Below are 26394 nucleotides of genomic sequence, written 5' to 3'. Positions count from 1 at the left end.
CTCACCCCCACCACCACACAACCCCACCCCACCGCAGCCGGCTCGCACCCGCTGCTCGGTGCCGAGGTCAACCTGGCGGGGGCGGAAGGCCGTTGGTTCACCCAGCGGCTCACTGCCACCACCCCTTGGTTCCTCAGTGATCACCAGGTGCTCGGCACACCGGTGCTGCCGGCCGCCGCGATGCTCGAGTGGGCGCTCGCCGGAGCGGCGGAGTTCGTCGGGGGCGATCGCGGGCGGGTGTTGGAGGGCGTGACGTTCAACGAGTTCCTCCACTTCGCCGACGGGCGTGCCGTCGACGTGCAGGCGGTGCTGGAGCCGGGGCGCGACGGGCATCGGGTCCGGTGCTTCGGCCGGACGGCCGGGGCCGGCGCGGCTGCCGGGAGCTGGACGGAGCACGTCACGGTGCGCTCCGTGGGCGAGGCCGCGCCGCGGTCGGGTCGTGTCGACGTGGAGTCCCTGCGGGCGCGGATGGACGAGCGGCCGACGGCGGTGCTGTACGAGCGGCTGCGGCGGATCGGTGTGGACTACGGGGAGGCGTTCCGCGGGCTGAAGCGGCTGCTGCGGGACGGTGACACGGCGCTCGGCCTGGTGGAGCCTGTCGCGGCGGTGCGCGAGGACGGGGCGTACACGCTGTCGCCGCCGGTACTGGACGCGTGTTTCCAGGTCGTGGCCGCGTTCACCCAGGAGGACGGCCAGGAGGACGAGCATGTGCTGCGGCTGCCCGCGGCGGTGGAGCGGATCAGCGTGTACGGCGGGCTGCCGGGCCGCGTGTGGTGTCTGGCGGGCTGGAACGGCATGGACGACTCGGGCGGCTGCTCGATGGATCTCGATGTGCTGGACGACGCGGGGGAGCTGCTCGTACGGGTCGAGGGGTTGCGGTTCGTGACGGTGTCGCCCGACGCGCTGTCGGGGCTCGCGGGCACGACACCGCGTGCGTACGACATCGTGTGGGAGCCGTTGGACGGCGCCGCGTCCGAGGGCGCGGTGGACGATGCCGTGGCCGGGCGTGGCACCTGGCTGGTGTTCGATCCGGACGCCGGGCGGGCGGAGGGCCGGGCCGCGGAGTTCGCCGAGCTCGGCTGCCGTGCGGCCGTGCTGTCCTCGCGGAGCACGGCGGAGCTGTCGGGCGACGTCGAGCGCGTGCTGGCCGAGGTGCGTGCCGGGGGCGGCGAGCTGGCCGGAGTGCTGATGCACTGTCCGGCCGCGGCCGACGCGGGCGGTGACCAGGTTCTCGACGAGGTGTACCGGAGTGCCCGCCGGACGTTCGCCTTCCTGACTGTGCTGCTCACGTCGCTTGCGGCGGCTGAGGAGACGCTGCGGCAGCTCGTCGTGGTGTCCGAGGGGGCGGTCCGCCTCGGTACGGAGTCCGGGTCCGGGTCCGCCGTGGAGGTGCCGGGTGCCGTGGCGACGGGCGCGGTCAGGGCTGTCGTAGCGGAGTATCCGGATCTGAAGTGCGTGCAGGTGGATGTGGAGGCGGGCGCGGCGCTGTCCGTGCCGCCGCTGCGGGAGGTGCTGGCGCGTGCGGGTGGCTTGTCCGGGGCGGGTCATCTCGCGGTGCGGGGTGGCCGGTGGTTCCGGGCGTTGCTGCGGGAGGACCGGATCGGTGGTTCGGCGGCGGCGCTGCCGGTTGTGGCGGATGGCTCCTATCTGGTGACCGGTGGTCTGGGTGGCCTGGGTCTGGCCGTCGCCGGTCGGCTGGCGGACCGGGGGGCCCGGTCGCTGCTGCTGGTGGGTCGCACCCTTCCGGCCGAAGTGCCGTCGGCAGTGGTGGCGCTGCGGGAGCGCGGGGTGCGGGTGGAGCTGCGCCGGGCGGATGTCTCGGTGGCGTCGGACGTGGCGGAGCTCTTCGCTTACGCGCGGCGGGAGTTGCCGCCGCTGCGGGGTGTGGTGCACGCGGCGGGTGTCACCTCGGACGGGCCGCTGGTGGAGCTTGGCTGGGACCGGTTCCGTGCGGTGCTCGATCCGAAGGTGCGCGGTGCCTGGCATCTGCATCGGGCGTCGCTCGGTGCGCTGGAGGGTGGCGGTGCGGCGCCGGTGGAGTTGGACTTCTTCGTGCTCTTCTCGTCGATGACCGGGTTGACCGGGTCGGCCGGGCAGGCCAACTACGTACTGGCGAACGGTCTGTTGGACGCCGTGGCGGAGCACCGTCGGCGGCTGGGGCTGCCGGCGCTGAGCGTGGCCTGGGGTGCCTGGGCGGAGGTCGGTATGGCCGCCGGTGCCGAGGTCGGGCAGCGGATGGCGGCGGCCGGTGTGGACGCGATGCCGGCGGGTGAGGCGCTGGACGCGCTGGAGCGGGTGGCGGGGTCGGTGTCGGCGCGGGTGGGTGTGGCGCGGATGGACTGGCGGCGGTATGCGGCCGCGGTGCCCCGGATGCTGCCGTACACGCTGCTGGAAGGGGTGCTGCCGCGGGGGGCGTCCGGTCCTGTCGGGTCGGGTGACGCCTTCTCGGTGGAGGAGCTGGCCGAGTTGGTGTTGAAGGACCCGGAGGAGGCGCGGGACGTCGTACTGGACCGTCTGCTGGGGGCTGTCGCGCTGTTGCTCGGTCTGGACGAGGCGGCGGTGGCGGAGTTGCGGCCGCGGTTCGCCGGGATGCGGTTGAACCTGCTGGGTCTTGACTCGCTGGCGACGGTGCGGCTGCGGGGCCGGCTGCTGAGCGACTACGGGGCGGATGTGCCGCCGGACTTCCTGTTCGGCGGTGGCACGGCCGTGGAGATCGCCGAGTCGGTGTGCCGTCAGCTGACCCTGCGGGGCCTGGTGGCGTCGGAGGACGACGGGGTCGCGCAGGACTCCGGTGAGACGGAGGTGCTCACGCTCTGACCCGCCGCGTGGCGGCCGTCGGCTTCCGAGCCTTTCCGACCCAGAGACCGAGAGGAAGAGCCCTGCAGTGAACGTGAACGACAGCGACGGCGCCGTGGCGCGGTTGGTGGGCGAACTGGCCCGTAGTGAAGTCAGGTTGAGGCTGGTCGACGGTGACCGGATCGAGGTGAGTGCGCCGAAGGGGCGGCTGACGCCGGCGTTGCGGGAGAGTATGGCGCGGCACAAGCCGGAGCTGCTGCGGTGGCTGGCGCGGGCGCGGGAGGCCGCGTCGGCCGATGCGGTGGATCTGCCGACGGTGACGGCGGACGAGAAGCGGCTGTACGAGCCGTTCGCGCCGTCGGATCTTCAGCAGTCGTTCCTGATCGGGAGTCGGCCGGGGTTCGAGTTCCATGTGCGGCCGCACCAGTACGGCGAGTTCGAGTTCGACGAGCTGGATCCGGCGCGTTTCACGGCGGCGTTCAACCGGGCGGTGTGGCGCCAGCGGCGGAATCTGGTGGTCGCCCGGGAGGACATGCTGGTGGAGACGGTGCGTGATCCGGCGCCGGTCCAGGTCACGGTGACGGATCTGCGGGGGCTGCCGCCGGCTGAGGCGGAGCGGCGCATGCTGGAGACACGTCAGCTGATGGAGCGTCAGGAGCCGCCGCACGACCGGTGGCCGTGGATGGAGCCGCGGCTGAGCCTGTACGGGGAGGGCCGGGCGCGGTTCCACTACAACAACAACAATCTGTTCGCGGACGCCCCGAGCGCCTTCCGGCTGCTGACGGACACCATGCACTACTACCACCATCCGGAGCAGGAGCTCGCCGAGTTGGAGGTGTCGTTCCGGGACTGTGTCCTGGCGCTCGCCGAGCTGGAGGAGTCGCCGCTCGGTGAGGCGTCCAGGAAGTACTGGTGCGACCGGATGGCGGACTGGCCGGACGCCCCTGAGCTGCCGTTGGCGGCGGGGTCGGGGCGGCAGCAGCGGTCAAGGCTGTCGAGGCGTGACCTGCATTTTCCGCCGGAGCAGTTGAAGGCGCTGCGGGCGCGGGCGGACGCTCGTGGCCTGACGCTGACGAACGTGCTGCTCGGGGCGCACGCCGAGGTGATCGCGTACTGGAGCGGTTCGCGTCACTTCCTGCTGAACAACATGATCACGCACCGGTTGCCGATCCATCCGCAGATGCGGGAGATCCTGGGGAACTTCGCCTCGCTGTATCCGCTGGAGGTCGACTGGCGGCACGACGAGGGTTTCACGGACCGGGTGCGGCGCCTTCAGGCGCGGGTGCTCGCGGATGCCGAGCATGTGTACTGGAGCGGCAGCAAGGTGCTCCAGACGCTGAACCAGGTGCGGCGAACGCCGGGGCGCGCGGTGTGTCCGTTCGCGGTGGGCAGCGCCCTGTTCGTGGGGCCGGCCGATCCTCCGTCGTACAGCCTGCTGGAGACTCCGCAGACGCTGCTGGACACCGAGTTCTGGGAGTTGCGGGACGGTCGGCTGTGGGTGATCTGGGACGTCATCGAGTCGATGTTCCCGGAGGGGCTCATCGACGCCATGCTGGACGGCTACCGGTCGCTGGTGCACCGGCTGGCGGAGGACGAGGACGCCTGGGACGCACGGGCGTTCGAGCTGCTGCCGGAGGGGCAGCGGGAGCGGCGGGAGCTGGTGAACCGGGCGGCGGCCGACGCGCCCCCGGCGCCGGACGGGCTGCTGTACGAGTGCCTGGCGCCGGCGGACGCGGGGCGCGCGGACCGTACGGCGGTCGCGGGCGTCCGTTCGTCCCTGTCGTACCGGGAGGTCGGCGAGATGAGCCGGCGGGTGGCCGGGCGGCTCCAGGAGTGCGGGGTGCGTCCGGGGGACCGGGTGGCCGTGCTGCTGCCGAAGGGGCCGGAGCAGATGGTGGCGGTGCTCGGTGTGCTGACGGCCGGGGGGGTGTATGTACCGGTCGATCCGGAGTGGCCTGCGGACCGGGTGCGGTATGTGCTGCGGGACACGGCGGCGGCCGCGGTGGTCACCGTGGGTGCGCTGCGGGGGGCCGTGCCGGTAGAGGTGCCGGTGGTGGCGGTGGAGGACGGCGGTCCGGCACTCTCGGACGACGTGGTGCGCGACCCGCGGGATCCGGCGTACATCATCTACACGTCGGGGTCCACGGGGCGCCCGAAGGGTGCGGTGCTCGACCATCGGGGTCCGCTGAACACGGTGACGGACATCAACCGGCGGTTCGGGATCGGCCCGGACGATGTGGTGTTCGGGGTGTCGTCGCTGTGCTTCGACCTGTCGGTGTACGACGTGTTCGGGACGCTGGCCGCCGGGGCGACCCTCGTGTTGCCGGACGCGCCGGGCACCGGTCCGGCGGACTGGGTGGAGCAGGTCCGCTCGGCCGGGGTGACGGTGTGGAACTCGGTGCCCGCGGTGATGCAGCTGTTCGCGGAGGAGGCGGCGTCGGCGGGTGTCACGTTCCCGGCGCTGCGCACGGTGCTGCTGAGCGGGGACTGGATACCGGTGGACCTGCCGGACCGGGTGCGGCGGATCGCGCCGAACGCGCGGGTGATCAGCCTGGGCGGCGCCACCGAGGCGTCGATCTGGTCGATCTGCTTCCCCGTGGAACGGCGCGACCCGGCGTGGCCGAGCATCCCGTACGGCCGGCCGCTGGCCCACCAGCCCTGGTACGTGCTGGACGACCAGGGGCGGGACGTGCCGACCTGGGTGGCCGGCGACCTGTACATCGGCGGCGCGGGTCTGGCGCTCGGCTACTGGGGCGACCGGACGAAGACGGACGCGGCGTTCGTGACGCATCCGCGGACCGGTGAGCGGCTGTACCGCACGGGGGACCGGGGGCGGTATCTGCCCAGCGGGGACATCGAGTTCCTGGGCCGGTCGGACAGCCAGGTGAAAGTGCAGGGTTTCCGGGTCGAGCTGGGTGAGATCGAGCACGCGCTGGCGGAGCATCCGGCGGTGCGGCGGGCCGCGGTGGTGACCCGCGCGTCGGGCTCCGGCACGCAACTGGCGGCGTTCGTGGTGTGCGAGCGGGAGGAGCGGCGGCCGGACGCGGAGCTGGCCGAGGAGCTGACGGCGGCGACGGCGCGGCGGCTGCCCGCCTACATGGTGCCGGGGCGGATCAGCCGGCTGGACCGGCTGCCGCTCACCGCGAACGGCAAGCTGGACCGGCGTGCCCTGGAGGCGATCCGGCCGTCCGACGACGACACGGCGCGGGAGTACGTCGCTCCGCGCACGCCGGTGGAGTCGCTGCTGGCCGGGGCCTGGGCGGAGATCCTCGACGTCGCGCGGGTCGGGGTGCACGACGACTTCTTCGATCTGGGCGGGCAGTCCTTCGCGGCACTGCGGCTGATCCGGCGGATCGCGCGGGAGTACGGCCTGCGGGTGCCGCTGGGGACGCTGTTGGAGCGCCGTACGGTGGCGGGGCTCGCGGCCCATCTGGAGTCGGCGGACGACGGGCCCTCCCCGCTGGTCCGGCTGTCGGGGCCGGAGCCGGCGCAGGACCGCGGTGTGTCCCCGTGCTTCCTCGTGCACCCGGCGGGCGGGAACGTGCTGTGCTACCGGGACCTGAGCGGGCTGCTGGGCGGGCCGGTGTACGCGTTCCAGGCGCCCGGTCCGGCGTCGGGCCAGCGGGTGCTGGAGAGCGTGGAGGAGATGGCGGCGCTGTACGTGGCGGCGCTCACCGAGGTGCGGCCGGCGGGGCCGTATCTGCTCGGCGGGTGGTCGTCGGGCGGGGTGATCGCGTTCGAGATGGCGCGGCTGCTGGAGGCGCGCGGGGAGCGGGTGGCCCGGGTGGTGGTGATCGACTCGCCCGCTCCGGCCGAGCCCCGTGAGCTGGACGACGCGCGGCTGTTGCTGTGGTTCCTGGAGGACCTCGGTATCGGGTTCACGCCGGGTCTGGTCCCGGAAGAGGCGGTGCGCGGGCTGGCGGGGCTGGCGGACGCCGAGCGGCTGGCGCGCACGCTGGAGCTGGCCCGGGCGGCGGGGCTGCCCGACTCGGCGGCCGATCCCTCGGACCTGGCGGCGGCGCTGGCCGTGTTCCGTGGTGTGGTCCGGGGCTGCAACGCCTACCGGGCGGGCCGGATCGACGCCCCGCTGACGGTGCTGCGCGCCCGGGACGGCGCCGTCAGCGAGTTCGCCGGGCATCCGGCCGCCGACGCGCCCGACTGGGGCTGGTCGGCGTACACCCGTGGCGGTGTGCTCCCGGTGCCGGTGTCCGGCACCCACTACACGCTGCTGACCGATCCCCGCGCGCTCGACACCGTGGCCGGCGCACTCAACGACCGATGACGCCCCGCCCGCGGTCGGCGCATCCGGCGGCGGGCGACGGCGCGTACCCAGGAGGACTCTTCCCATGGCACAGGACCTCGCACAGGATCTCATCGCCGAACTGCACCGGCTCGGCATCAGGCTGCGGCTCAACGACGGCCGCCTGGACGTGGTGGCGCCGGCGGGCGCGCTCACCGCGGAGCTGCGGGATCGGCTGCGGACGCATCGCGACGAGCTGCTTGCCGCGCTGCGCGCCCGCACCGGCGACGACGGCCCGCCGCCGGTGCGGCTGCGCCCGGACGAGCGGCACGAGCCGTTCCCGCTGACGGACATCCAGCACGCCTACTGGGTGGGGCGCGGCTCGGCGATGGAGCTCGGCGGTGTCTCGACGCATCTGTACTTCGAACTGGAGCGCACCGGGCTGGACCTGGGCCGGCTGTCGGAGAGCCTGCGCAAGGTGATCGACCGGCACGGGATGCTGCGGGCCGTCGTCCAGGCTGACGGCAGGCAGCGGGTGCTGCCGGAGGTGCCGGCGTACGACATCGAGGTCGTCGATCTGCGGGGCGCCGACGACGCCGGGGTGGCCGCCGGGATCGGGCGGCTGCGGGCGGAGCTGGAGCATCAGGTGCTGCCGGCCGGGCGGTGGCCGCTGTTCGACATCCGCGCCTGTCTGCTGGACGGTGATCGAGTGCGGCTGCACGTCAGCATCGACGTGCTGATCCTGGACGGGCTGAGCCTGTATGTGCTGTTCGGGGAGTGGCGCCGGTTCTACGAGGATCCGCACTGGTGTCCGGAGCCGCTGGAGCTGTCGTACCGCGACCATGTGCTGCACGAGGAGGCGCTGCGCTCGTCGGAGGGGTACCGGCGGGACGAGGAGTACTGGCTGGGGCGGTTGGAGTCGTTGCCCGCGGCGCCCGCGCTCCCGTTGGCCGTGCAGCCCTCGCGGTTGGAGCGGACCCGGTTCGCGCGCCGTGAGCACCGGATGGAGCGGGTCCGTTGGGACGCGCTGAAGGAGCGGGCCCGCGAGCGCGGGCTGACCGCGTCGGCGGTGCTGATGACGGCGTTCTGCGAGGTGCTGCGGCTGTGGTCGACGGAGCCCGACTTCACGCTGAACCTCACCCTGTTCAACCGGCCTCCGGTGCATCCGCAGATCAACGATGTCATCGGCGACTTCACGACGCTGACGATGCTCGCGGCGCACGATTCGGGGGCGGCGACGTTCACGGGCCGCGCGGAGGCGGTGCAGCGGCAGCTGCTGCGGGACCTGCGGCACATGGCGTACAACGGGGTGCGGGTGCTGCGGGAGCGGGCGCGGCGGCTGGGCGGCGGTCCGGGCGCGGCGATGCCGGTGGTGTTCACCAGTGCCCTGGTGCTGGGCGAGCCGGACGAGGACCCGTCGGCGGGGCTGCGGTTCTTCGGTGAGCGGGTGTACGGGCTGACGCAGACGCCGCAGGTGTGGCTGGACCACCAGGCGGCGGAAGAGGGCGGCGACCTCGTCCTCAACTGGGACGCCGTGGAGGAACTGTTCCCGGCGGGGCTGCTGGACGACATGTTCGGCGTGTACCGGGAGGTCCTGGACGCGCTCGCCGCGGACGGGGCGGCCTGGGACGAGCCCGGCCGGGCGCGGCTGCCGCGCCGGCAGACCGAGGAGCGGGAGCTGGCCAACGCCACGGCGGCGGAGGTGCCGGACGGCACGCTGTGGTCGCTGTTCGAGGACCGGGCGGCCGGGTGTCCCGACGCGGTGGCGGTGATCGACGAGGACGGCACGCACACCTACCGGGAGGTCGCCGAGCGGTCCCGGCGGCTCGCCCGGCGGCTGGGCGCGCTGGGCACGGCGCCGGGTTCCCTGGTGGCGGTGGTGCTGGAGCGGGGGTGGCGGCAGGTGGCCGCCGTGCTCGGTGTGCAGGGCGCGCGGGCGGCGTATCTGCCCGTCGATCCGCAGTGGCCGGAGGCGCGCCGCAGCGAGCTGCTGACGATGGGCGAGGTGCGGGTGGTGGTGACGTCGCCGGCGCTGCGGGACGCGCTGGCCTGGCCCCGGGACGTGCGGGTGGTCACGCTGGAGGACGCCGAGGTGGCCGCTGAGTCCGCGGCCGCGCTGCCGGCCGGCCCCGGGCCGCGGGACCTGGCGTACGTCATCTACACATCGGGGTCGACGGGGCGTCCCAAGGGCGTGGTGATCGACCACCGGGGGGCCGTGAACACGGTCGTGGACATCAACCGGCGCTTCGGGGTGGGTCCCGCCGACCGGGTTCTCTCCGTGTCCGCGCTCAGCTTCGACCTGTCCGTGTACGACGTGTTCGGAGTGCTCGCCGCCGGTGGCACCGTGGTGCTGCCGGCGCCGTCGCGGGCGCAGGATCCGGCGCACTGGACGGAGTTGGCGGACCGGCACGGAGTGACCGTGTGGAACTCGGTGCCGGCCCTGATGCAGGCGTGGACGGAGGCGCGCGGCCGGGACGGGTCGGCGCAGTCGGCGCTGCGGCTGGTGCTTCTCAGCGGCGACTGGATCCCGGTGGCGCTGCCGGACGCGGTGCGGGCCCAGCACCCCAAGGCGGAGGTGATCAGCCTCGGCGGGGCGACGGAGGCGTCGATCTGGTCGGTGTGCTACCCGATCGGGGAGGTGCCCGGGGAGTGGGCCCGTATCCCGTACGGCAAGCCGCTGACCAACCAGACCCTGCATGTGTACGACGCGGCGCTGCGGCCGTGCCCGGTGTGGACGACAGGGGAGATCTACATCGGCGGCGTGGGTGTCGCCCGGGGGTACTGGGCGGATCCGGAGCGGACCGCGGAGCGTTTCGTCGTGCACCCGGGGACCGGGGAGCGGCTGTACCGGACCGGTGACCTGGGCCGGTATCTGCCCGGCGGGGACATCGAGTTCCTGGGCCGGCAGGACCACCAGGTGAAGATCAACGGCTATCGGATCGAGCTGGACGAGATCGCGGCGGCGCTGCGCCGCCAGCCGGGCGTCGGTGAGGCCGTCGTCGGTGTGGACACCAACCCGCACACCGGCAACCGGCAGTTGGTCGCGCATGTCGTGCCCGCCGCCGACGGCGAGGAGGGCACGGGCACCGGCGGGACGTGGGAGCCGGCCGTGGCGGCCGGTGCCCTGGCGGTGCGGGACGGCGCGGCCGAGCGGGGCGCCGAACTGGCCGGCTACCGCGGGGTGCTGGAGTCGCTGGAGGCCCTGTGTCCGCCGCTGATGGCCCGCACCCTGGCCCGGCTGGGGGCGTTCACGGCCGTGGGTGACGCGGCGTCGGCGTCCTCGCTGGTCGAGCGGCACGGGCTGCGGCCGGGCTACCGGGCGCTGCTGGACCGGTGGCTGGAGGCGCTGGTGGCGGACGGGTTCGTGGTGCGCGCGGACGACACCGGAACGTACCGGTGCGTGGCCGGGTTCGACGAGGCCGCGCTGGACGAGCGGGTTCGGCGGGGGCTGTCGGAGGTGACGGCCGGGGCGGGCGAGCGGGTCCTCGTCGACTACTTCGCCGCGTGCGCGGACCACCAGGTGGCGCTGCTGCGCGGCGAGACCAGCCCGCTGCAGTTGCTGCTGCCGGGCGGGGACTGGACGATCACCGAGGCGCTCTACGCGGGCAACCCGGTGTCGGTGGTGCAGAACACGGCGGTCGCCAGGGCGGTACGAGCCGCGGTGGAGGCCGGGCCGGCCGAGCGTCCGGTGCGGATCCTGGAGGTGGGGGCGGGCACGGGTGCGACGTCGGCACAGTTGCTGGCCCACCTGCCCGGCGGGCGCGCGCGGTACGTGTTCACCGATGTGTCGACGTACTTCACGGAGCGCGCCCGGCGCCGGTTCGCCGACCACGCGGGCGTCGACTACGCGGTGTTCGACATCGACCGTGACCCGGCCGAACAGGGGTACGCGCCCGGCTCGGTGGACGTGGTGGTCGCGGCGAACGTGCTCCATGACGCGCGGAATCTGGAGCGGACCCTGGCGGGTCTGCGGTCGGTGCTGGCACCGCGCGGTCTGCTGGTGTTGCTGGAGGGCACGGTCAACTCGCTTCAGCAGATGGTGACCGTCGGCTTCATCGAGGGTCTGGCGCAGGACCACTGCGGGGACCGGCGGCTGCCGCTGCTGCCGGTCGCGGCCTGGCGGGTGGCGCTGGAGGCGGCGGGCTTCGCGGGCTTCTCCGCGCTGCCGGGTGAGGAGGCTGATATCGACTTCCATGGCCAGCAGGTGATGATCGCCCGGGCCCCGGACGGCACCGCCGCACCGGACGCGGAGAGCCTGCGGACGGCTCTGCAGAACCTGCTGCCGTCGTACATGGTTCCCCGCCATGTGCTGCTCGTCGACCGGCTGCCGCTGAACGCCAACGGCAAGGTGGACCGCTCGGCGCTGCCGGCACCGTGGGCCGAGTCGGCCGTCGAGGAGCGGGTGGCCCCCCGGGACGAGGTGGAGCGCCGACTGTTCGCGATCTGGTCCGAGGCGCTGGGCCGCGACGACTTCGGGGTCACCGACGACTTCTTCGACCTCGGCGGGGACTCCCTGCACGCGGTGAGCATCCTGGGCCGGCTGCAGGAGGAGTTCGGGCTGGCGGACGCCGCCGACGAGGGCCTGGACCTCCTCTTCGACCATCCGTCGATCGCCGCGCTGGGCGCGGTCCTGGGGGCGTCGGCCGATGCGTGACGACTTCACCGGCGGCTGGGACGACGTGGTGGTGGGGGCGGGCTCCGCGGGGGCCGTGCTCGCCGCCCGGCTGACGGAGCGCGCCGACCGCCGGGTGCTGCTGATCGAGGCGGGGGTGGAGCGGCTCGGGGAGCCTGAGGCGTCGGCGCCGCTCGGCACGGCCGTACTGTCCGGCTACAACTGGGACTACACGGCGCACGTCGGTGCCGCCGCCCGGGGCCGGCGCGCGCCGTACTCGGTGGGCCGGCTGCTCGGTGGGTCCTCCGCGGTGAACGGGGCGATCGCGCTGCGCGGTCTGCCCGAGGACTTCGACCGCTGGGCGGCCGCCGGGCACGACGTTTGGGCCTGGCGGGAGGTCCTGCCGTACTTCCGCGCGTTGGAGGCGGACGCCGACTTCAAAGGGCCCGAGCACGGCACGGACGGGCCGGTGCCGGTGCGCCGGCCCGGGCCCGGCGAGTTCGACCCGGTGGCCACCGCCTTCCTCGACGCGTGCCGGGCCCGGGGCCTGCCGGAGGTCGACGACATGAACGCGGGCTCCGGGGCCGGGGCCGGTCCGCTGCCGAGCAACGCGCGAGACGGCCGCCGGGTGTCGACGGCCGACGCCTATCTGACGCCCGTGCTGGGGCGGCCGAACCTGACGGTGTGGACCCGGGCGACCGTACGGCGGGTGCTGTTCGCGGGGAGCCGGGCCACCGGCGTGGAGGTACTGCGCGACGGCGCGATCGAGGGGGTGCGGGCCGACCGGGTGACGTTGTGCGCGGGTGGCGTCAACTCGCCGCTGGTTCTGGAGCGTTCGGGGGTGGGCGACGCTCGGCGGCTGGCCGCCCTCGGGATCCCCGCGGTGGCGGACCTGCCGGGGGTGGGCGAGGGACTCGCCGACCATGCGGCGATCATGGTGTGGGCGCGGCCGCGGCCGGGGGTGTGCCGCCGGGGACTGCCCCGGCACCAGGTGATGGCCCGGCTCGCCGACGGCGCCGACTGCCCGGACCTGGGCCTGTTCCTGGCGAGCAATGTCTCCGACGACACCATCCCGGAGGTCGGGGCGGTCATGGCGGAGCGGCTCGCGGTCGCCGTTTCCGCGATGCTGCTCGACGCCCGCTCGCGTGGCTCGGTGCATGTGCGCGGCCCCGACCCGGACGACGCGCCGGTGATCACCCTGGGTCTCGGCTCGGCGCCCGCGGACGTGGCCCGGCTGGCCGAGGGCGTCCGGGCGGTCGCGGAGCTGCTGTCCTCGCAGGCCATGTCGGGGGTCTTGGCGGAGGTGCTGCTGTGGACGGAGTCGGTGGTGTCGGACGAGTCCCGGCTGCGGCGCGCGGTCGGTCGGTTCGTGACACCGCTCGGGCACGCCTCGGGCACCGTCCGGATGGGTATCGACGGCGACGACCTCGCCGTGGTGGACCAGTACGGCCGGGTGCGGGGTCTGGAGAACCTGCGGGTGGCCGACGCCTCGGTGATGCCGGCGCCGCTGCGGGCCACGCCGAACCTCAGCTGCATCATGCTCGCGGAAAGGGTGGCCGCATGGATGGCCTGACGAAGGACCCCCGTTCCCATCCCGGGCCGGTGGCCCCCGTGACTGACTGGGAGGTGCGCTGGCATCCGGCGCCCGGGGCGCGGATCCGCCTGCTGTGTCTGCCGCACGCGGGCGGTGGCGCGCTCGCCTATCGTGCGTGGGCGCGGGCGCTGGCCCCGGACATCGAGGTCGTCGCGATCCGGCTGCCGGGCCGTGAGAGCCGGTTCCGTGAGGAGCCGTTCAGCCGGCTCGGCGACCTGGTGCCGGGCCTGGTGAAGGATCTGGCGCCGCTGCTGGCGGAGCCGCACGCCTGGTTCGGCCACAGCATGGGCGCGCTGATCGCCTTCGAGGCGTGCCGGGCGAGCCGTGCCCTCGGGCTGGGCCGGGCCCGGCGGCTGCTGGTCTCCGGGCGGCCCGCACCGCATCTGCCGCTGCGGGGCGCGCCGGTCCACGCGGCGCCGATGGCGGACCTGGTGGCCCGGCTGCGGGCCAACGGGGGTACGCCCGACGAGGTCCTCGAAGACGACGTGGCGATGGCCGCGCTGCTGCCGATGCTGCGTGCCGACTACTCCGTCGCCGAGACCTACGCCCATCGGCCGGACGAGCCGCTGGACTGCCCGCTGTCGGTGTTCGGCGGCGAGCAGGACCCGCTGGTCACGCCGCAGGAACTCGCCGCCTGGCGGCGGCACTCGGCGCGTGGCTGCACCGTACGGACGTATCCGGGCGGCCACTTCTATCTGCATGAAGAGCCCGCGCCACTGCTGCGGGTCATCGAGTCCGACCTGCTTCAGGGAGAGCACTGTGAGTGACATGGACCCGCGCAGCCGTGACGCGGCCGGGCAGTGGGACGTCACGGACCTGCCGTACGACGCGGCCAAACAGTTCCCGCTGACGGACATCCAGTCCGCCTATCTGGTCGGCAAGAGCCGGCTGATGGAACTCGGCGGCATGCAGCAGTACTACGTCGAACTCGACGCGGTCGGCTTCGACCCGGTCCGCGCCGAGGAGGCCCTGGCCCGTCTGATCGACCGCCACGAGACGCTGCGGACGGTGATGCTGGAGGACGGCAGGGGCCGGGTCCTGGAGCCGGGCACGCTGCCCCGGGTGCCGGTGACCGTCGTGGACCTGGCAGGTCTCGGGTCCGAGGAGCGGGAGGCGGGCCTGGCCGCGACCCGGGAACGGATGTGCACCCGGGGCCTGGACCCCAACAACTGGCCGCTGTTCGAGGTCGTGGTCAGCCGGCTGCGCCCGCACCGGCACCGGGTCCACTTCCGCTACAGCCTGGTGCTGGTGGACGCGCCCAGTCTCGGCACGGCCATCAACGAGTGGCTGGAGCTGTATCACGACCCGGGGGCCGCTCTGCGGCCCGTGGAACGGACTTTCCGTGCCTGGCGTGCCGAGCTGCTGGAGCGGGAGGGCGGCGAGGAGTTCCGCGAGCAGTGGGCGTACTGGGAGAAGCGGCTCGACTCGCTGCCCGAGGGCCCTCGGCTGCCGCTGCTTCGGCAGCCGGGCAGCATCGCCGACGTGTCGTTCACCGGCCGCACGGTGTGTCTGAGCCGGGAGCAGTGGCGGCGGTTCGGCGCCAACTGCCGCAAGCACAAGGTGCTTCCGGCCACCGCGCTGATGCATGTGCTGGCCGAGGCGCTCGGCGCCTGGGCGGCCGCGCCGCACTTCTGTCTGAACGTGGTCCATCTCAACCTGGTGGCCCGGCACGGCGGCCCGCCCGCCGTGGGGCAGCGCACGGCGACGCTGCCGCTGGAGGTGGACCAGCGCGGTGACGCGACGTTCTGGGAGCGGGCCCGGCGGCTGCAGCACCGTCTGTGGAAGGACGTGCAGCACTCCGATGTGACGGGCGTGCGCATCAGCCGCGAGCTGGCGGCACGCCACGGCTGGACCCAACGGGCGTCGTTCCCCTACGTGTTCACCAGCAACCAGGGCCCCGGCTGGGACACCCCGCCGACCCGGCGCAGGCCCGCCTTCCGCCCGGTGGCCCGTGTGCAGCACACCCCGCAGGTCCTGGTGGACAACCAGATACGCGACCTGCCGGACGGGGGCGTGGCCTCCAACGTGGACTTCGTCGACGAGGCGTTCCCTCCGGGCCTTCCGGACCTGGTCGCCGACTGCTACCGACGGCTGTTGGAGTCCCTGGCCGGCGCGGACGGCGCCGATGTGGAACCCGACCCGGTGCCGGCCGCGTACCGGGAGCTGATCGACGCCGTGAACGACACCGCCGGGGAGTTGCCGCCGGGCCGGCTGGAGGATCCGTTCCTGCGGCGGGCGGCCGAGCGGCCCGAGTCCGTCGCCGTCGTCACATCGGGGCGCACGCTGACCTACGCGGAGGTGGAGGCCCGGTCCCGTGCGGTGGCGCACTGGCTGCTGACGCACGGTGTGCGGCGCGGCGCCGTCGTCCCCGTGGTGATGACCAAGGGCTGGGAGCAGGTCGTGGCCGTGCTCGGCGCGCTGCGGGCGGGCGCCGCGTATGTGCCGATCGACGCGGGCATGCCGAAGGGCCCGATGCACGACCTGCTGCGGGAGTGTTCCGTCCCCGTGGTGCTCGCCCAGTCGCACAGCCGTCCGGATCTCGACGGGCTGGCGCCCGCGCTGCCGGTACTCCTGGTCGACGAGGCCGCCGCCGACGCGCCTGTCCTGCCCGAGGTGGCGGCGGGGCCCCGGGACCTGGCGTACATCATCTACACGTCGGGGTCGACGGGCCGGCCCAAGGGCGTGGCGATCGAGCACCGCAGCGCGCTGAACACCGTCGTCGACGTCGACGAGCGGATCGGCCTCGGGCCGGACGACCGGGTCTTCGGGATCTCCTCGCTGGCCTTCGACCTGTCGGTGTGGGATGTGTTCGGCACCCTGGCGGCGGGCGCCACCCTGGTCCTGCCGGACCCGTCGCCGCGGCCCGATCCGCTGGCCTGGGCCGCCGCCGCGACGGAGCACGGGGTCACGGTGTGGAACTCGGTGCCGGCGCTCGCCGAGATGCTCGTCGAGGTCGCCGAGGAACGCCCCGGACTGGGCCGGCCGCCGCTGCGCGCGTTCCTGCTGAGCGGCGACTGGGTGCCCACCGCGCTGCCGGGACGCATGCGGCGTCTGTGGTCCGGGTCCCGTGTCATCGCGATGGGCGGCGCCACCGAGGCGGCCATCTGGTCGAACATCTACGAGGTGCACGACGTCGACCCGGCGTGGCGCAGCATCCCGTACGGCCGCCCGCTGCGGAACCAGACGATGAAGGTGCTCGACCACCGGCTCGACGTACGCCGGCCGTGGGCCGTCGGCCGTATCCACATCGGCGGGGTGGGTCTGGCCCGTGGCTACTGGCGGGACGAGGAGCGCACCGCCGAACGGTTCATCACCCATCCCCGGACCGGGGAGCGGCTCTACTGGACGGGTGACCTCGGCCGCTACTGGCCGGACGGCACGATCGAGTTCCTCGGCCGGGAGGACCGGCAGGTCAAGATCCTCGGCTACCGGGTCGAGCCCGGTTCGGTGGAGGCGGCGCTGCGCGAGCATCCGGCGGTGCGCGAGTGCGCGGTGTGCGTCGACGACGCGCCGGGCGGGCAGCGCCGGCTGGTCGCCCTGGTCGTGCCGGAGCCGGGCGCGGTGCTCGACAGCGCCTCGGTGGTGACGTACCTGCGCACGCATCTGCCGCACTACATGATCCCGGGCCACACCCGGATCGTGGACCAGCTGCCGCTCACCCCGAACGGCAAGGTCGACGCCTCGCGCGCGCTGGCCGAGCTGAACCTGCCCGTGGCGGCCGACGCCGCGGAGGCGGACGGCCCGCTGGTGAAGCGGCTGGCGGCACTGTGGGCCGAGCTGCTGGAGGTGCCGGCCGTGGACGCGGCCGCCAACTTTTTCGCGCTGGGCGGCAATTCGCTGCTCGCTCTGCGCATGGTCAACCGGGTCCATGCGGAGTTCGGGGTGGACCTGCCGCTCGGGCGGGTCTTCGAGGCGCCGACGGTACGGGAGTTCGCGGCCTGCGTCACCGAGGACGCCGGAGCGGGCGAGCGGCCGGGCTGCGCGGTGCGGCTCACGGACGGTGTGGGCGAGGAGATGTTCCTCTTCCATGTGATGGGCGGTTCGGTGGCGCCGTACCTGCCGCTGGCGCACGCCTGGCCGGGGCCGGTGCACGCCTTCCAGAGCCGTCCGCACACCGATCTGTCGGAGGAGGCGTTCGCGCCGGATCTGCGGGCGATGGCCGCAGGCTATCTGGAGGAGCTGCTGCGCCGCAGGCCGGAGGGGCCATACCTGCTGGGCGGCTGGTCGATGGGCGGCATGCTCGCCTACGAGGTGGCCTGCCAGTTGCGCGAGCAGGGCCGGGAGGCGCGGGTGTTCATGCTGGACGCCCGGATCACCGACCTCCGGCTCGCCGACACCGAGGTGGGCCGGCATCTGGCGTTCCTGGTGACGCTCGCGCTGGGCCCGGCGCCGGCGGCGGCGGAGGCCGTCATCAGGGCCGCCGCGCCCGGGCGGACGGCGCGGGCGGCCCGTGACGCCTGTGTCGAGCACGGGTTGCTGCCGGCGGAGGTCGATGTGACTGGTTACGAGCGGCTGCTGCGGATCCACCAGCACGAGACGCGGGTGACGGCGGCGTGGCGGCCCGGACCGCACGACGGGCCGACGCTGCTGTACGTCGCGGACGAGGAACCGCGGCCGGACTCGGTGGACATCTGGCGGGCCGCCTGTCCCGGTATCGACGTCGAGCGGGTCGCCACCGATCACTCGGGCATCGGCAAGCCGGACCGCCAGGTGGAGATCGCCAAGCATCTCCCGTCCTGGCTCGCCGACCGCGGCTTCCCCGCGAGCTGATCCGAGCGACAGGCGCCGGCCTCCGCACGGCCGGCCCGGGTGGCCCCGGGCCGGCCGTGACGTCGTAGCGGCTCATGGCCGTATTTCGGCGCAACGAGGGAGAAGGGGCCCGCCTGCCCTGCCCCACAATCGGTCGGGACACGCACGCGCCGGACCACGGAAACGGGGAGCGATGGGATTATCGGGCAGGCACGCGGTCGTCGTAGGCGGGTCCATGGGTGGTCTGACCGCGGCCAGGGTGCTGGCGTCGCGGTTCGAGCGGGTCACGGTACTGGAGCGCGACGAGCTGCCGGACGACGGCCAGGAACGTCGCGGAGTTCCGCAGGCGGGGCACGCGCACGCCCTGCTGACGAAGGGGCGGCTCGAACTGGAGGCGCTCTTCCCCGGCTTCACCCGGGACTTGCTGGCCGGCGGAGCGGTGCGGTTCGACGCAGGCCGCGACACGCTCTTCTACCAGCTGGGGCGGCCCCGCGTCCGGTTCTTCAGCGACCATCCCCTCATCACCATGAGCCGCCCCTTCCTGGAGCGGACGCTGCGCGGCCGGGTGCGGGCGCTGCCCGGGGTGGAGATCCGGGAGCGGACCGCGGTCGCGGGCCTGACCGGCGACGCCGGCCGGGTCACCGGCGTGCTGACCGCCCGGGGTGAGACCGTCGACGCCGATCTGGTGGTCGACGCGACCGGTCACAGCACGCACCGCACGGACCGCTGGCTACAGGCTCTCGGCTGCCCGCCGCCGCAGGTGTCGTCGGTCCGTATCGACGTCGGATACACCACCCGTCTGTACTGGCGTACCGACGCCATGGAGCGGCTGGCCGACGGGGCGTTCGCCTACGCGTCCACCGGGATGCCGCCGCACGACAAGCGGGCCGCGGCGGTCGCGCCCATCGAGGACGGCCGGTGGATCGTCACGCTGGGCGGCTGGCACCGGGCCAACGCGCCCGCCGACGTGGCGGGTTTCGCGGACTTCGCGGCGCGGCTGCCCAGCCCGCACATCGCGCGGCTGCTGTCGACGGCGGAGCCGGTGCACGACGGTACCGCCCGCCGCTACTCGGCGCCGACCGCGCGCCGCCGCCACTTCGAGCGCCTCGGCGCACCGCCCGCCGGCTACGCGGCCCTGGGGGACGCCGTGTGCACCTTCAACCCGCTGTACGGGCAGGGCATGACTCTGGCGATCCTCCAGGCCGTCGAGCTCGGCCGGTGTCTGGACCGCCACGGCACCGCCGAGGAGATGACACGGGAACACTTCCGGAACGTGGCCCGCATCGTCGACCTGCCCTGGCGCATGAGCACCGAGAGCGACCTGATGTTCCCCGAGACCGTCGGCCACCGGCCGCGCGGACTGGCCGCACGCGCCTGGTACACGCGTCAGGTGCTGCTGGCCTCGCACGTCTCGGAGCGGGTGCACCGCGATCTGCTGCGGGTGACGAGCCTGGTGGCTGCTCCGTCCGCGCTGTTCGATCCGCTCGGCGTCCTGCGCATTCTGTGGGCCGCGCGCCGCTCCCCCGCCCGCCGTGCCGGGTTCGACGCGCGCGAGGTGCGAGTCTGAGGACGGCGCCGCCCGCGCTCCCCGGGCGGGGGAGCGGGCAGCGCGTGGTGTCTCAGTCGAGCCAGGCCGGTACGTCGGTGATGCGCAGCACCGCCGTGGACGCGGACCAGCCGGGGGCCGCGGCGTGCAGCATGACGTGGTCGCCGGGCGTGAGCCGGCCCTCGGCGAGCAGCCGCTCCAGGGTGATGACCTGGTCGCAGGCGCCGATGTGACCGACGTGGCGTCCGATCTCCCAGCTGGACCGGTCGGCCGGGATGCCGAGCGGCTGCAGGAACCACTGCTCCACGGCCCGGCCGTCGGCGTTCAACGAGATCAGCGCGGCGATGTCCGAGGCGTTGAGCTCGGCGTCGACGAGGGAGCGCTGCATCAGGTCGAGGCTGAACTTGCTGATGAGTTCGATGGCCTCGGTCATCGGCATACAGCTCTCGGTGAACTCGGCCACCGTCCGCGCCAGGTCGAGCGGTGCGAAGCGGGCCTCCTGCGGCGGCAGCAGGTCGTCATTGCCCCGGTGCCAGCCCTCCAGCTCCGGAAGCGTGCTGGAGTTGATGGCGAGGAGTTCGGCGAAGCCGCCCTCCGCGCTCAGGACGAGGGCGGCGCCGCCGTCGCCGACGACCACGGCGGGGGCGGAGCCGCGCCACCGGTCGACCAGGGGCGTGGAGTAGTTCTCGGCCGAGGTGATCAGTACGCTGCCGCGCCCGGCGTCACCGGTCAGGAATCCGGTGGCGACCTCGATCCCGGCGAGGGTGCCGTTGCAGCCCTGCTTGAGCTCCAGTGACGGCATGGCGCCTAGTCCGAGTTCGCGCAGGATGTAACCCGGCTTCGAGATCTCGTCCGGGCCCTGGTAGAAGGCGCCCGCGTGCAGCAGCGACTCCACCGGTTCCCCCTCCGGGCCCAGCCGGCGCAGCGCGGCGCGCGCGGCGGACACGGCCATGTCGAGGGCGGGGGTCTTCCCGGCCACGTGGGTGCCGCGCCAGCCGATGGTGTCGTACAGCTCCTGGTCGTAGAGGCCCTGGGCGATCGCGTCCTCGGCGCTCATGGGCTCCGGCAGATGGGTGCCGAGGGAGCTGATGTGCACGCCTTGTACCTTCACGGTGTTTCACTCCTGTCGTCGGTGGCGCCGTCGGCGGTGGTGGTGTCGGAGGAGGCCGCGGCGGCGGGCCCTCGGTGTGGGGTGAGCCGCTCCCGCAGGTGCCGCACCAGGAGGTCCGGGGTGGGCAGGTCGCGGACGAGGGTGGACGGCAGCCGCAGTCCGGTGGCCTTGTCGAGCCGGTTGCGGAACTCGATCGCGCTGAGGGACTCCAGGCCGAGGTCCCTGAACGGCAGTGCGGTGTCCACCGCTTCGGGCGAGGCGTGGGACAGCGCCTCCGCCGCGGCGGCGCGTACCAGGGCGAGCAGCAGATCGCGCTGTGCGGCGGGGTCGAGCCCGCGCAGCCGGGCGCCGAGGTCGCCGGTGCCCGGCGGGTGTTCGGCGCGCGCCGTCGCGGTCCTGCGGTCGGGCACCCGCAGCAGGTGCCGCAGCGGCGGTGGCACGGTGTCGGCCCGGGTCCGGTCCCGCGGCGCCGTGGTGTCGGGGCGGGCCAGGACCACCGCGGGGGCCGGACCGGCCAGGGCCGTGTCGAGCAGGGCGGGTTCCTCGTCGGCGGGCAGCGGGGTGAAGCCGGGTGCCTGGGCCGCGCCGGGGTCCGCCGCGCGTGGCCCCCATGCGAGGCAGTGGCCGGTCAGGCCCTGGGCGCGGCGGCGGTGGGCGAGGGCTTCGAGCAGGCAGGCAGTGGCGGCCCGGGCCGGGTCGTCGGGCGCGCCCAGCGTCCCGGCGCTCGATGTGATCAGGACGAACGCGTCGAGGTCCCGGTCGTGGGCGAGTTCCCGCACCGCCTGCGCGGCCCGCACGCGGGTACGCAGGAGCGCGGCGAGCCGCTCCGGGGTGTCCGGCTCCCCCGCCGCGGCGTCGTCGGTGCCCGCACTGTGGACCAGTGCGGTGAGGGGCTGCCCGGCGAGGAGCGCCGCGAGGGCGCCGGCGTCGGTCGGCTCGCACTCGGCGACGGTCACCTCGGCGGCGACTCCGTCAAGTGCCGTACGGATCCGGTCACCCGCGCCCGGGGAGTCGGGACCGACGGCGAACAGCAAGCGCGCGGCGCCGTACCGCATACTGAAGTGACGCGCCGTCAGCAAGGTGGTGTCGCCGGCCACGTCACCGGTGAACAGCACCGTGCCGTCGCCGCGCGGCGCCCGGTCCGTCGTGCCGCCCGTCGCGAGGGCGAGCCTCGGTGTACTGAACGCGCCGTTGCGCACGGCGAGTTGGGGGACGTCGGCGGTCAGGGCGGCGGCGAGGGCGCGCCGCGAGGAGCGCCGCCCGTCGGTGTCGATCAGCCGGAAGCGGCCGGGACTCGTGGTCTGCGCCGAGCGCATCAGCCCCCAGGCGGCGGCGTCGCCGAGGGCAGGCACGTCCTCGTCGGGCGCGACCGCGACGGCACCACGGGTCAGCAGGATCAGCCGGGCGACACCGGCGCCGTCCCCTTCCGGCGACAGCAGCCGGATCAGGCGGGCCGTCCGGGTGAGGGAGGCGGCGGTCTCTTCGGGGCAGTCTTCGGGGCCGTCCTCGGCCGGGTGCAGCGAGGTGCCCAGCGCGATCACCGTGTCGGGCACCGGCGCCCCGGCGGCCAGGGCGGCCCGCAGTGCGTCGACGGTGCGATGGGCCTCGGTGTACGTGCCGGCGGCCATGAGGGCGGAGCGCACCCCCGCGGGGTCGGCGCCGACCAGGACGCATCGTCCGAGGGGGCGGGGCTCGGTGGCCGACGGTCGCGCCCAGTCGAGGCGGAGCAGCGGGGCGTCGCCGGCGGTGGTGGCGGGGCCGGGCTCCGCCGGGACGACGACTGCGCGCAGGACCATCACGGCTTCGCCCGTGTCGTCCGCGAGCACGAGGTCCAGGGTGTCGCCGTCCGCGGGGCGGACGTGCACGCGCAGAGCTGTGGCTCCGGCCGCGTGGAGCACGGCGGTGCCGACGGAGGCCAGGGCGCCGGGCTGTCCGGGTCCGTCGCCGTGCCGGGCGGCGTGCGCCACACGCAGGGCCGCGTCCAGCAGCTGCGGGTGGATGCCGTACGACTGCGCTTGGGTGTGCGTGTCGGGTGGCAGCGCCACCTCGGCAAACGTCTCACCGCCCCGCCGCCAGGCCCGCCGGGCCCCTTCCGGCAGCCGTGCCGCGTCGACCGCGACGGCGTCGGCGGGCGGCCACATGCTCAGGTCGACGGCGGCCGGAGCGCCGGCGCTCGTCAGCAGGCCCGTCGCATGGCACCGCCAGCTCTGGCCGGGTAGCGCGCCCTCGGGGCGGCTGTGCAGGGCGAACGTCCGGTCGCCGGTGGCGTCGGGCGGGTCCACGACCAGGCGGAGCTGGAGCGCGCCGCGCTCCGGCCGGGTCAGCGGCGCGGCCACGGTGAGGTCGGCGACACCACCGCAGCCGACCTGGTCCCCGGCGCGGACGGCGAGTTCCACCACCGCTGCCGGCAGCCCGCCCGGTCCGGTGCCGACGAGTTGCGAGCCCGCGGTGATCCGCCCGGTCAGCACCACCTGCTCGGTCCCCGGCAGTTCCACCGTCGCCCCGAGCAGCGGATGCTCCGCCGCGTCGACCCCGGCCGCGACGCCGCCTCCGCCCGCCGTGCCGACGTCCAGCCAGTGCCGGCGGTGCCGGAAGGCGTACGTCGGCACATCGGTCCAGGTGGCGCCGGTGCCTTCGTAGGCGTGTGTCCAGTCGACCCGCGCCCCGTGGGTCCAGGCCCGGGCGAGACCGGCCGTGAACGCCTCGCGCTCCGGGCGGCCCGAGCGCAGCAGCGGCACGAACACCGGTTCGATGGTGCCGTCCGGGTCGGCGGGCAGCGCTGCGGGGCCCATCCCACTGAGCACCCCGTCGGGCCCGAGTTCCAGGAACACCGTGGCTCCGGCGCCGGCCAGCGTGCGGACGCCGTCACCGAAGCGCACCGCCTGCCGGACATGCCGCACCCAGTAGTCGGGCGAGGCGAGTTCGTCGTGCGTCGCCATCCGGCCGGTGACGTTGGAGACGACGGGCAGCCGGGGTGCTTGGAGGCGCAGTCCGGCCACCACGTCCCGGAAGTCCCGCAGCATCGGCTCCATCAGCGGTGAGTGGAAGGCGTGCGAGACGGTGAGGCGTTTGGTCCGCCGTCCGCGCACGTCGAGTTCCGCGGCGGTCTTCAGTACGGCGGTCTCGGCGCCGGAGACGACGATCGCGTACGGCCCGTTGACGGCCGCGACACCGATCTGCTCGGCGCCGTCCGCGTACCCCAACTCATCGAGCACCTGGGTGACTTCGTCCTCCGTGGCTTCCACGGCCACCATGGCGCCACCCTCGGGCAGCGCCTGCATCAGCCGGCCCCGAGCGGCCACCAGACGTGCCGCGTCGGCCAGGTGCAGGACTCCTGCCGCGTGGGCGGCGGAGATCTCGCCGACCGAGTGCCCGCCGAGGAAACCGGGGCGCACCCCCCACGACTCGACCAGCCGGAACAGCGCGGTCTCCAGGGCGAACAGCCCGGCCTGGGTGTACACCGTGCGGTGCAGCAGCGTCTGTGCCGTCCGCCCGAACACGACGTCGGCGACCGACTCGGGCTCATGCCCGGCCAGTTCCCGGTCCAGGGCCTGGCACGCGGCGTCGAAGGCCGCGGCGAACTCGGGGAAGGCGGCGTGCAGTTCGCGCCCCATGCCGACCCGCTGCGAGCCCTGCCCCGTGAACAGCACGGCGAGTTCCGCCCGCCTCTGGACGGTGCCCTCCGTCAGGGTGGGCGCGCCCCGGCCCCCGGCGAGCGCTTCCAGCGCGGCGAGCATGGCCGCCGGCTCCCCGGACGGTGCGGTCAGTACGGCGCGGTGCTCCAGCGCCGCCCGGCCGGCCGCCAGCGACCATCCGGTGTCCAGCAGGTCCGCGGGCGCTGCCGATCGCACCCGGGAGATCAGCCTGCGGGCCTGTTCGCGCAGCGCCGCCTCGTCCCGGGCCGAGACCACCCATGGGGGAAGGGACACGTCCGCCGTCGGGCGCGGCCCGCCCGGGGCGCTGCGGCCGCCCTCCGCGTCGGCCTGCTCCAGGATCACGTGCGCGTTGGTCCCGCTGATGCCGTAGGAGGACACACCGGCGCGTCGCGGGCGGTCCGTGGCGGGCCACGGCCGGGCCGCGTCGAGCAGGGCCAGGCCCCCGGCCGCCCAGTCGACGCGCGGGGTGGGCCGCTGTACGTGCAGGGTGGCGGGCAGGACTCCGCGCCGCAGCGCCATGACGGTCTTGATCACCCCGGCTACACCTGCCGCCGCCTGGGCATGGCCGATGTTGGACTTCAGGGAGCCCAACCACAGTGGCCGCCCCTGCGGCCGGCCCCGCCCGTACACGGCCGCCAGGGCACCCGCCTCGACCGGGTCGCCGAGCCGGGTGCCGGTGCCGTGCGCCTCGACGGCGTCCACCTCGTCGGGGGTGAGACCCGCGTCGGCCAGGGCCGCGCGCAGAACGCTCTCCTGGGCGGCGCCGTTGGGCGCGGTCAAACCGTCGCTCGCACCGTCCTGGTTGACCGCCGAGCCGCGCACCACCGCGAGGACGGGGTGCCCCTCCCGCCGCGCGTCCGACAGCCGCGCCAGGGCCAGGACGCCCGCCCCCTCCGCCCAGACGGTGCCGTCCGCGTCGGCGGAGAAGGGCTTGGCGCGCCCGTCGGAGGCGAGCCCGCGCAGCCTGTCGTACTCGACGAACAGGGCGGGCGTGGCCATCACCGCCACACCTCCGGCGAGGGCGAGCGAACACTCGCCGCGCTGCAGCGCACGGCACGCCAGATGCAGCGCGACCAGCGAGGACGACGACGCGGTGTCCACGGTGAGCGCCGGCCCGCGCAACCCGAGGCTGTACGCCACCCGTCCGGACAGCACCGCGCCGGAGCTGCCGGTGAGCAGGTGCCCGGCGACCCGCTCCCCGGCCTGCTGCAGGAGCGTCAGATAGTCGGCGGAACCCGCGCCGGTGAACACCCCCACATCGACACCGCGCAGCGCCGCCGCGTCGATGCCGGCCCGCTCCAGCGCCTCCCAGGACGTCTCCAGCAGCAGCCGCTGCTGCGGGTCCATCGCGAGCGCCTCACGCGGCGAGATCCCGAAGAAGCCGGCGTCGAAGCCGGCCACATCGTCCAAGAAGCCGCCGCGCCGGGCCGGGTACACCCCCGGGGCGTCCAGCTCCCAGCCTCGGTCCTCCGGGAACGGCGACAACACCTCACGGCCGTCCGCCACCAGGTCCCACAGATCCTCCGGCGAACCCACACCGCCGGGCAGGCGGCAGCCCATGCCGATGACCGCCACGGGCTCCCATCCGCCGATCACCGCGTCGCTCTCCACGCGTGGCCTCCTCGGTTCCCGCCCGTCCGTCCGCCGGTCCGTCATGAGATGCCGAGCTCTTTGGTGATGAAGTCGAACACCTCGTGGTCCGAGGCCGAATGCAGAGCCTGTCGTACGGGGTCCGGCTCGCGGTGCGCGGACGGCTCAGGCTCCGGGACCGCATCCGTGCCGTGTCCCAGGAGGGCGGCCACATGCTCGCAGAGTTCCGCGGGGGTCGGCCGGTCGTAGATCAGCGTCGCGGGGAGCCGCAGTCCGGTCGCCGCCGTGACTCGCTCGTGAAGCTGCAACGCGCCCATGGAGTCGAAGCCCAGGTCCTTGAACGTACGCCGCTCATCCACTTGTTCGGGCCGGTCGTGCCCGAGGATGTCCGCCACACAGGCCAGCACCGTCTCCCGTACTCCCCCCGCATCCAGCCCATCGGGCTCCTCCTTCTCCGGCAAGCCGGCCGCTGTCGGGTGCGCGAGGGTGCGGGGGACGAA

At 74.2% G+C, this 26394-nt stretch carries 10 protein-coding genes; 7 read left to right on the top strand and 3 right to left on the bottom strand.

All coding sequences use genetic code 11. The features are described 5' to 3' along the window. The 7 genes from ACH5AC_RS37855 to ACH5AC_RS37825 all read left to right on the top strand — a co-directional run. Window positions 1-2817, top strand: a 2817-nt coding sequence (locus tag ACH5AC_RS37855) for a type I polyketide synthase (protein WP_398866916.1), incomplete at its 5' end; no start/stop codon positions are given. A 67-nt stretch (window positions 2818-2884) separates the two neighbouring features. Next, the gene (locus ACH5AC_RS37850) at window positions 2885-7078 is read left to right on the top strand and encodes an amino acid adenylation domain-containing protein (RefSeq protein ID WP_398866915.1); all 4194 of its coding nucleotides are present in this window, start codon (window positions 2885-2887) and stop codon (window positions 7076-7078) included. A gap of 64 nt (window positions 7079-7142) precedes the next feature. Next, a complete protein-coding gene (locus ACH5AC_RS37845; RefSeq protein ID WP_398866914.1) occupies window positions 7143-11690 on the top strand; it encodes an amino acid adenylation domain-containing protein in 4548 nt (1515 codons plus the stop codon). After that, window positions 11683-13221 carry a GMC family oxidoreductase gene (locus ACH5AC_RS37840; protein ID WP_398866913.1) on the top strand — a complete coding sequence of 513 codons (1539 nt, stop codon included), beginning with the start codon at window positions 11683-11685 and terminating at the stop codon, window positions 13219-13221. Before ACH5AC_RS37845 ends, ACH5AC_RS37840 begins: the two co-directional genes overlap by 8 nt. Window positions 13222-13259: 38 nt before the next feature. Then, window positions 13260-14009, top strand: a complete 750-nt coding sequence (locus ACH5AC_RS37835; RefSeq protein WP_398866912.1) for a thioesterase II family protein — start codon at window positions 13260-13262, stop codon at window positions 14007-14009. A 1-nt stretch (window position 14010) separates the two neighbouring features. Beyond that, a complete protein-coding gene (locus tag ACH5AC_RS37830) occupies window positions 14011-18012 on the top strand; it encodes an amino acid adenylation domain-containing protein (RefSeq protein WP_398866917.1) in 4002 nt (1333 codons plus the stop codon). 214 nt (window positions 18013-18226) lie between these two features. After that, on the top strand, window positions 18227-19558 hold the full coding sequence (locus ACH5AC_RS37825) for an NAD(P)/FAD-dependent oxidoreductase (protein ID WP_398866911.1): 1332 nt from the start codon (window positions 18227-18229) through the stop codon (window positions 19556-19558). Window positions 19559-19610: 52 nt separating this feature from the next. Here the strand turns inward: ACH5AC_RS37825 and ACH5AC_RS37820 are convergent, their stop codons facing one another. The 3 genes from ACH5AC_RS37820 to ACH5AC_RS37810 all read right to left on the bottom strand — a co-directional run. Beyond that, window positions 19611-20633, bottom strand: coding sequence for a ketoacyl-ACP synthase III family protein (locus ACH5AC_RS37820; protein WP_398866910.1), 1023 nt, complete (start codon window positions 20631-20633; stop codon window positions 19611-19613). Window positions 20634-20644: 11 nt separating this feature from the next. Continuing rightward, window positions 20645-25915 carry a beta-ketoacyl synthase N-terminal-like domain-containing protein gene (locus tag ACH5AC_RS37815; RefSeq protein WP_398866909.1) on the bottom strand — a complete coding sequence of 1757 codons (5271 nt, stop codon included), beginning with the start codon at window positions 25913-25915 and terminating at the stop codon, window positions 20645-20647. Between the two features lie 41 nt (window positions 25916-25956). Continuing rightward, a partial coding sequence (locus ACH5AC_RS37810) for an acyl carrier protein (protein ID WP_398866908.1) occupies window positions 25957-26394 on the bottom strand: 438 nt, incomplete at its 5' end.

It is taken from the genome of Streptomyces sp. NPDC018693, from assembly GCF_044391385.1.
Lineage (GTDB): Bacteria > Actinomycetota > Actinomycetes > Streptomycetales > Streptomycetaceae > Streptomyces.
This window is presented reverse-complemented; position numbering and strand designations above follow the sequence as displayed.